General features: G+C 35.1%; 6 protein-coding genes and 1 riboswitch. Of the genes, 2 read left to right on the top strand and 4 right to left on the bottom strand.

Annotated elements, in window-relative coordinates; all coding sequences use genetic code 11:
• Positions 1-294: hypothetical protein (locus V7659_RS03100; protein WP_335538027.1), on the top strand; the 294-nt coding region annotated here is incomplete at its 5' end.
• Between the two features lie 69 nt (positions 295-363).
• On the opposite strand, the gene V7659_RS03095 is transcribed toward V7659_RS03100, so the two are convergent.
• The 4 genes from V7659_RS03095 to V7659_RS03080 form a co-directional block, all read right to left on the bottom strand.
• Entirely contained in the window at positions 364-1,716 is a 1,353-nt protein-coding gene (locus V7659_RS03095) for a hemolysin family protein (protein ID WP_335538025.1), read from the bottom strand.
• Positions 1,717-2,009: 293 nt separating this feature from the next.
• Complete coding sequence (locus V7659_RS03090; RefSeq protein ID WP_335453093.1) at positions 2,010-3,338, bottom strand: hemolysin family protein; 1,329 nt, start codon at positions 3,336-3,338, stop codon at positions 2,010-2,012.
• A gap of 140 nt (positions 3,339-3,478) precedes the next feature.
• A complete protein-coding gene (locus V7659_RS03085) occupies positions 3,479-4,039 on the bottom strand; it encodes a GNAT family N-acetyltransferase (RefSeq protein WP_335538024.1) in 561 nt (186 codons plus the stop codon).
• A gap of 142 nt (positions 4,040-4,181) precedes the next feature.
• A complete protein-coding gene (locus V7659_RS03080) occupies positions 4,182-5,312 on the bottom strand; it encodes a histidine kinase N-terminal domain-containing protein (protein ID WP_335538023.1) in 1,131 nt (376 codons plus the stop codon).
• Positions 5,313-5,467: 155 nt separating this feature from the next.
• A riboswitch (TPP riboswitch) is annotated at positions 5,468-5,576 on the top strand.
• A gap of 121 nt (positions 5,577-5,697) precedes the next feature.
• On the opposite strand from V7659_RS03080, the gene thiT reads away from it, so the two are divergent.
• Positions 5,698-6,279: an energy-coupled thiamine transporter ThiT gene (thiT, locus tag V7659_RS03075; protein WP_335453100.1), complete on the top strand. Its 582-nt coding sequence runs from the start codon at positions 5,698-5,700 to the stop codon at positions 6,277-6,279.
• The last annotated feature ends 59 nt before the right edge of the window (positions 6,280-6,338 follow it).

Here is a 6,338-nt window from a genome sequence, read left to right as displayed (position 1 = left end):
GTACCAGAAATCGATAAGCTCACAGATAATGTTAATGACATAAAAAGTTTATTCCGTACCTTAAATGAAACATTAGAAAGTATTGAAAAGCGGTTATCCCGGCTTGAAAAAATGGATAGCATTGAGCACCGTGTAGAAGTAAATCAAATTGACCTTTCTGATATAAAAGAATCGCTTCAACGGATAGAAGAGACACACAGTAACGAAATACAGCATATTAACCGCCGCCTCGATTCTCATTTAGTAAAAATCGCCAAAATAGAAGAGGAAATGATTATAACTAAATCTCGATAATCATTTTATTAAGTGAGTAAATGATCAGATAAAAACCAGACGGGTAAAATCCGTCTGGTTAGGAATGTTTTATGAAAGTACTTCTGAATTGGATATTGAAACTTGTTGACTAACATTCTCGTCATTATTGGCGTTTTTCGTGACCTCAATATAACGAATATGATGCTCTTCCATATCAAGAATTTTAAAGGAATAGGTTTCATGAAGGAGGGTATCGCCTTCTTTTGCTTCGTAATTTTCGGTTAGAATCCAACCTCCAATTGTATCCACATCTTCATCGTCAATTTCTACTCCCAAAAGATCATTAACCTCACTAACTAAAACCTTTGAGTCAATAATATAATGGTTTTCTTTAATTTTTCGTATCTCTGGAATTTCGTCCATATCGAATTCGTCACGAATTTCCCCAACAATCTCTTCAAGGATATCTTCAACTGTTACAAGTCCTGCAGTACCGCCATATTCGTCCATTAATATTGCCATATGAACGCGGTCTTTTTGCATTTTTACTAATAGGTCATGGATTGGAATCGTCTCTATTACTCTAATAATTGGTCGAGTATAGTTTTCTAGAGTCCGTTCAGCTAGTTTTTCATTGCCAATTAAATCTGTCATTACTTCTTTTATATTGATAAGCCCAATTATATGATCCTTATCCCCATCGATGATGGGATACCGTGTGAATTTCTCTTCACGTAATACCTGAAGAAAAGTCTCTAATGTATCTTCCTTTGATAAGGACACGATTTCTGTTCTTGGAACCATAACTTCTTTAGCAATACGGTTATCAAATTCAAAAATTTTATTTACATACTTAAACTCAGATTGGTTAATTTCACCACTTTTGTAGCTTTCAGAAAGGATAATTCGAAGTTCTTCCTCAGTATGAGCAATTTCATTTTCAGATACAGGCTTAAGACCGAAAAATTTTGTCGTAATTCGTGCAGAACCATTAAGCAACCAAATAACGGGGTACATTACCTTGTAAAATAGAACAAGCGGACGTGATACCACCAAAGTAATCCATTCCGCCTTCTGAATTGCCAATGTTTTAGGAGCAAGTTCACCAACTACTACGTGTAAAAAGGTAATTGCTGCAAATGCAAAGCCAACAGATAATACTTGGTTAAAGCTTTCTGGAATATTCAGTCTTTCGAATATTGGATGCAGAATCTTTTCAAAAGTTGATTCACCTAGCCAACCTAAACCAAGGGCAGTGATGGTTATTCCCAACTGACAGGCTGAAAGGTACTCATCCAGATTAGAAATCACTCTTTTAGAAGTCACAGCACTCGAATTTCCTTCTTCAATTAACTGATCAATTCTTGAGCTTCTAATTCGGATAATAGCAAATTCTGAAGCAACAAAAAAGGCAGTTAACGCAATTAAAATGGCTATAATAACCAAGTTAAATATGTCCAAATAAGTTCCCTTATCCTGTTTTTAGACAGGTAAGGAGTCACCTCCCAGTTTGATAAAAAAATTAGCTCCTATTTCCTTGATTTTATTTCTAGGTTTCTCCTAATCTCGTCTAATGGTCATCATACCACCTCGACAATTTAATAAATTAACAATAATTATAAAGAATTTGAACTATACAGTCAAACGTTCTGGTTAGTATATTAGTTGATAACTATATTTTATGGAGAAACATAGTGAATATGAACAATAAAGACGAAATATTACAAAAATTTATAAAAAGAAACAAGCAGATCTTACTCAGGAATAGCATCTGCTTGTTTTTCATCTGAATCGGCTTTATAAACCTCAATGTACAAGATATGGTGTCCTTCAATCTCCTTAATTTGAAATACAAAATCTTCATGCTCAATGGAGTCACCTTTATGTACATCAAACTTTTGTGTTAAAAACCAGCCGCCAATTGTATCGACATCTTCCTCATCCAGTGTTGTACCAAGGAGGTCGTTTACTTCGCTTATTAGAACTTTACCATCTAAAATAAAATGACCATCGGCTTTTTTCTGGATAAGAGGAAGTTCATCCAAGTCAAATTCGTCGCGTATTTCACCAACAATTTCTTCAAGTATGTCTTCAACCGTGACTATACCTGCTGTCCCGCCATATTCATCCGATAAAACAGCCATATGTGAACGATTTTTTTGCAGTTTGAGCAGAAGCTCCTGAATCGGTATGGTTTCAATGACATGAATGACGGGCTTTAGATAGGGAAGCAGCGGTCGTTCGCCTGTGCATTTTTGCTGGATACAATCTGTTAAGACTTCTTTTATATTGATAACACCTAAAATATTGTCTTTGTCACCATCAATAAGGGGATATCTTGTATACTTTTCTTCCTTAACTATTTCAATAATTTCATCCATGGATGCATCTTTTGAAAGTGTGATGAGTTCAGTTCTGGGAACCATAATTTCTTTTGCAATCCGATTATCAAATTCGAATATTCGGTTCATATAACGATATTCAGATTGGTTTATTTCACCACTTTCATAACTTTGCGAAAGAATTAACCTTAATTCTTCTTCGGAAAGGACGATATCGTGCTCGGATGCAGGTTGTACTCCGAAAAGACCAGTAACAAACCTAGCTGACCGATTTAGAATCCAAATAAACGGGTACATCAATTTATAAAACAATATTAACGGACGAGAAAAAAACAAGAGAATTTCTTCTGCTTTTTGAATCGCAATTGTTTTCGGTGATAATTCGCCAATAACGACATGAAAATAAGTGATGACAATAAAAGCAAAGATAAACGAAATAATATGTTTTAGTGATAAGGGGATGTGAATTAAGTCAAAAACAGGATTGAGCAATTCCCGAATAGTAGGCTCCCCGAGCCATCCTAAAATAAGGGAGATAATCGTAATCCCAACCTGGGTGGCAGATAAATAACCATCCAAATTAGATATTACCTTCTTAGCTGCTTCTGCTTTTGGATTACCTTCTGATACTAATTGATCAATTCTTGTGGATCGAACCTTTACCATCGCAAATTCTGAAGCGACAAAAAGGGCAGTAAAGGCTATTAGGATAACAATAATCACTACATTCATCCAAATCATATATCACCTTACAGGTGTAAGGGTTGCCACCTCACTTACGTTGGTCTCTAAACATTATTTCAAAAAAAAAATCTATAAGCAAATCGAACAGAAAAAATGCTGCCAATCAGGCAGCCTCCATGAGAAATAGAAAGTCAGTTTTATGTCAAATAAGGAACTCGTTTATTCCAGTCACGGGCAAGCATACTGTAAATAAAGAGGTCATGAAAGCGGCCGTATAATTGTTCGCCTTCTCTAATGATCCCTTCTTTAATAAAACCGAGTTTTTCAGGTATAGCACGGCTTTTTTTGTTTTTGATACCACAGCGAATTTCAACACGATTTAAACCTAATTGGAAAAAGGCATAGTTTAACAGGAACTGAACGGATCGAGTCATTATGCCATGACCTTCTGCCTTTTTTGAAAGGTAATATCCAATACTTGTCATTCGGTTGTGCCAATCTACTTGTTGTAAACTAATGGAGCCGACCAACTCACCCTTATAGACAATCCCTACGTTAAATCCACTATTTTCTGCAAATTGATTTAGCCATATCGGAATAATGGATTCAAATTGATACGGGGAGGTCATGCTATCTACCCAGGGCAGCCATTCACGCAAATGTTCACGGTTCTCTTCCACCATTTGATAAAGTTTTAAGGCGTGATGCTGTTGAAATAGCTGGAGTTCAATTTCATTATCAACCTTTAATGTAAACATTAGCCTAATCTCCCGATAAAAAATTTTTAGTTCATCATATGCATAACAGGTTGTTAGCGGGAAGATTTATTAATGACAAATAAAAAAATCCCGGCTTTAAATAAAGTGGGATTGGCATTCGTGCTATGATTTTCTTGTTTATTTAAGGGGTAAGGGCTGCAATAGGTAAGAGAATAGAGAATGTAGTTTTATCTGGAGATGAATCACAATCTAATTTTCCCTTGTGTTTTTCAATAATTTCTTTACATACAAACAAGCCAAGACCTGTACCTAGTTTTTTTGTCGTAAAAAAAGGTTCGAAAATGGATTTTCTTAGTTCTGCGGGAATCACAGGTCCATTGTTTGAAATATTGATTTTGATGAATTGATTTTCTAGACTGCTATTGATTTCGATTGTTGGATTCGGATTTTCATCATGATTCAATACATCAATCGCATTAAAGATAATATTAATTAAAACCTGCCTAATTTCATCTGCATACCCATTAAGAATAATATCTTCTCGTAGTTCTTTTCTTATTTTTACTTTTCCGTCAAGTATGCTTGGATAAAGGAAGTTTAATACTTCTTCCACTAATGTATTTAAATTGAAATCATCCTTTTCTTTACCAATTAACTCCTTCTTTGACAAAAGGAGGAATTGCGATATACGAAAATTAAGTTGATCCAATTCACTTGAAATGATATCTAAATATTTCATCTCCGGATAATCGGCTTTCAGCAATTGGATAAATCCTTGAACAGATGTCAAGGGGTTTCTAAACTCATGTATAAAGCTTGAGGTCATCTGCCCAAGTAATGTTAATCGATCCTGATGGGTAGAATCAATGTGCATTGTCTTTTCTTCAATAATTTTATTCTTTGCTTCAGAGTAATGGGAAACAGCATAGTATAAAAATTTATCGAAACAAAAATTTACTTTGTTTAATGCTTCCTGCAGGGATGCCCATGGAAGTCCCGTAGTACTTAATTGGCTGTATAAAACTGTTCTGCCAAGATTAACATTATAAACAAAATCACCAAGGTTTATATCAGCCAAAACTCTTTCTTCCGATACTTCAATAGCGAGTTTTTCAATGATGTCTAAAAGCTCTTTTTCTGTCATTTTATGCATATTAAGTAAAACTTCGAGTAACGCCTCGCCGTTATCGTGAATTTTTAATTTAAAAGGATCGGTATTAGTGGTAACAATGGCATTTTCCCAATCTTGAATTAATTTCTGTTTATTTTGATTGAAAAAATCAATTAAATCTGTTTGGTTTTCCGTGAACATGCCGTTTTCCCCCTATGTTATTGACAAAAAACTGCTTACAGTATCTATTCGAGGTTTAAATAGAAAATCCTCCTTTATTTTAAAATAAAAGACTTGAATTTTATCCTTGTAAATGTATATAAAGAAAAGTATATTTTTCTATGGAAACAATTGAATACTTCCACAGGGGGAGCTGCTTTTCATGCGGCTGAGAGTGAACGTTTATGTTCTGACCCTATGAACCTGTTAGTTAACACTAGCGTAGGGATGTGGTTTGCCGAATATGAAAGCAATGCAGACAATCCTTATCGTCGTGCATTGCTTTTTTTGTTCTTCTATTTTTTGGTACATCTTGTAAGAGGAAGAGATCAAACGGGTCCAAATAGATGAATTGGGGGAGACGTTGGTGAATCAAAAAAGAAGCAACACATTGTTTATCGCTGAGGTGGCAGTTTTTTCTGCTTTAGCTTATTTATTAGATTTTCTAGCCGGAATATTATCTTTAAAGATATGGCCACAGGGAGGCTCGGTGTCAATTGCCATGGTACCTATCTTCTTAATCGCTTATCGTTGGGGGATAAAAGGCGGTTTGTTAACAGGATTTTTACTTGGCTTATTGCAAGTTATCCTTGGATTTGCTCAAGTCTATACATTCGTACAAGGATTTATTGATTATTTTCTTGCCTTTTCAGTTGTGGGGTTAGCAGGTGTTTTTGCTGGTCTAGTGAAGGATTCGTTATCCAAAAATGAAAAAGGAAAGTGGATGACTTATGTGATTCTCGGTGCATTCTTGGGAAGTGCCTTAAGGTATATTTGCCATTGTTTTTCTGGAATCGTGTTCTTCGGTGAATATGCACCTAAGGGACAGCCTGTAGCCATTTACTCGCTCCTATATAATGGAACATACATGCTGCCAAGCTTCATCATCAGTGCAATCATTATCATCATTGTAATGAGTGCGGTACCAAAGAAATTATTTTCAAAATAATATTTATAAAAAATCGAGAAAGGAAAAGGGCTTTTAGCTCTTTTCCTTTTTTATTAGTT

It is taken from the genome of Neobacillus drentensis, assembly GCF_036966985.1.
Lineage (GTDB): Bacteria > Bacillota > Bacilli > Bacillales > Cytobacillaceae > Neobacillus > Neobacillus drentensis_E.
This window is presented reverse-complemented; position numbering and strand designations above follow the sequence as displayed.

What these genes read in the sequence shown, in the direction of transcription:
- V7659_RS03090 (WP_335453093.1), bottom strand. Translation starts at nt 3,338, where the DNA reads ATGATTTGGATGAATGTAGTGATTATTGTTATCCTAATAGCCTTTACT.
- V7659_RS03085 (WP_335538024.1), bottom strand. Translation starts at nt 4,039, where the DNA reads ATGTTTACATTAAAGGTTGATAATGAAATTGAACTCCAGCTATTTCAA.
- V7659_RS03080 (WP_335538023.1), bottom strand. Translation starts at nt 5,312, where the DNA reads ATGTTCACGGAAAACCAAACAGATTTAATTGATTTTTTCAATCAAAAT.